The organism is Actinoplanes cyaneus (genome assembly GCF_016862095.1).
Lineage (GTDB): Bacteria > Actinomycetota > Actinomycetes > Mycobacteriales > Micromonosporaceae > Actinoplanes > Actinoplanes cyaneus.
Map to the genome: position 1 here is coordinate 1 of NZ_BOMH01000150.1, position 1,564 is coordinate 1,564.

Annotated in this window: 2 protein-coding genes and 1 pseudogene; 1 reads left to right on the top strand and 2 read right to left on the bottom strand. The window is 64.6% G+C overall.

Annotated elements, in window-relative coordinates:
• On the top strand, positions 1 to 217 hold a 217-nt coding region (locus tag Acy02nite_RS46075; protein WP_203756747.1), incomplete at its 5' end, for a hypothetical protein.
• A gap of 381 nt (positions 218 to 598) precedes the next feature.
• On the opposite strand, the pseudogene Acy02nite_RS46080 reads toward Acy02nite_RS46075, so the two are convergent.
• Positions 599 to 901 (bottom strand): annotated as a pseudogene (locus Acy02nite_RS46080) (hypothetical protein); the annotation flags it as partial.
• 112 nt (positions 902 to 1,013) lie between these two features.
• Positions 1,014 to 1,564 (bottom strand): phosphotransferase (locus tag Acy02nite_RS46085; RefSeq protein ID WP_203756760.1); only part of this gene is annotated, 551 nt, incomplete at its 5' end.

Here is a 1,564-nt window from a genome sequence, read left to right on the forward strand (position 1 = left end):
ACCTGACCAAGACTCGGGTACCCGAGCCGGGTCGACCATCGTCACCGCACCGACCATGCCCGCCGCCGCACCCGACGGCATCGGCCCCCTACCACCGCCCGCGACTGGCCTACCCGCCGACGCCGACGCCGACGGCACCGCAACCATCCCTGCCACAACGGCGGCCAGCAACACGTTCTTGATTGATGTGCGCATCATTCCCCCCGATTTGTCATGACACTCACGAACTACCCTCCTCGTACATCGGCGCGAATATCGGCAAAATGTCGCATGAGCCCGGAACCGGACGTGTTCAGTGCTGCCACCTTCACCGTTTCGCCTGCTCAGGGCACGGCCGGGTCGTAGCCTCCCGGGAGTGAGTCAGGAACCGTCGGGACGTTGTATCCACCGATCGGCTCGATGCGGGCCGCGGAGCGCGCCACGACCGACCGCCGAGACCTAGTGACCGAAGAGCCGGAACACCGATCACGGTAGGGACCCGTCGGGCCCGCTCTCTGCAGGCTGGGGAACGACCTGGGTTGCGCCGTGGACGGTTCAGGGGCGGACCGCCGGCAGGAGGACGTTCGCCAATCCGACCCAGCAGTCACACCTGAAGGTCTCAGCGATGCCGGCTGTCGGCGACCACATCTACTTCGCCGGCCGCCGCGGCGGCTCCCAGTTCGCCACCATGATCGGAAGCACGCCGAAGCCTGGCACCGTCGGCGGCGGCGTTATTGCCGGCAGCACCGCTACAGGCCATGCCGACGGGCCACCCGGCGGCCGCGATCACGGCGACGTCCGCTCCGGAAAACTGCAGGACCGGCTGGATCAGCAGGCTGGCGGCCACGATCAGCGCCGGAAGCGCCAGCGCTACCAGGATCAGATGCACCGCCTCGATGCCCACGTTGAAGCCGAGCAGGCGAAGGCACGATGCGCCAGTCGGGTGACGACCGTATGAATCATGACTTGAGGTACCGTCAGCGCGTTCCGCAGGCGATTGCTGAGGACACCGACCCTGCGGTCACTATCACTAATTACGAGGCACGAACGTATGTCGACCAACGTGCAGTTTCGTCCCGGCTACGGTAAGTCTCTAGCCGTCGTCGCCACTGTGGCTGCAGGACTGGCCGGCTGGCGAGGACCGGCACGATACTGGTGACCAATTTCAATTCCCTGAGCCGACGCAACACCGGGAACCCTGGCCAGGCGATTACGTCGAATCCATAGTGGCCTACCAGCGCGCCGTAGTCGTCTCCGGCGTAGTCGAATCTGAGTTTGCCGACGGCAACCGGGACTAAGTCCCATTCCCGGGGGCCGTCACAGCTTGAGTCGAAGTCGCAGATCGCTGGGCCGTCGATGCCTGAGATCAGGTTTCCCATGAAGGCGTCGCCATGGATTGGACCCGGCGGAAGTTCGTAGGTCAGGTTTGCGAGCGCTTCTTCCAGGCGATCACATTCGGCCTGCATGTATGCAAGGTCGCGGATGTCGACGCCGTCCGGCTCGTCGAGTCGGCTGCGGATCTCACCCATCGGTTCCCATCGCGGCAGGCGACAGAGCCAAGTTAACGGCTGATCTGTGGTTTCTT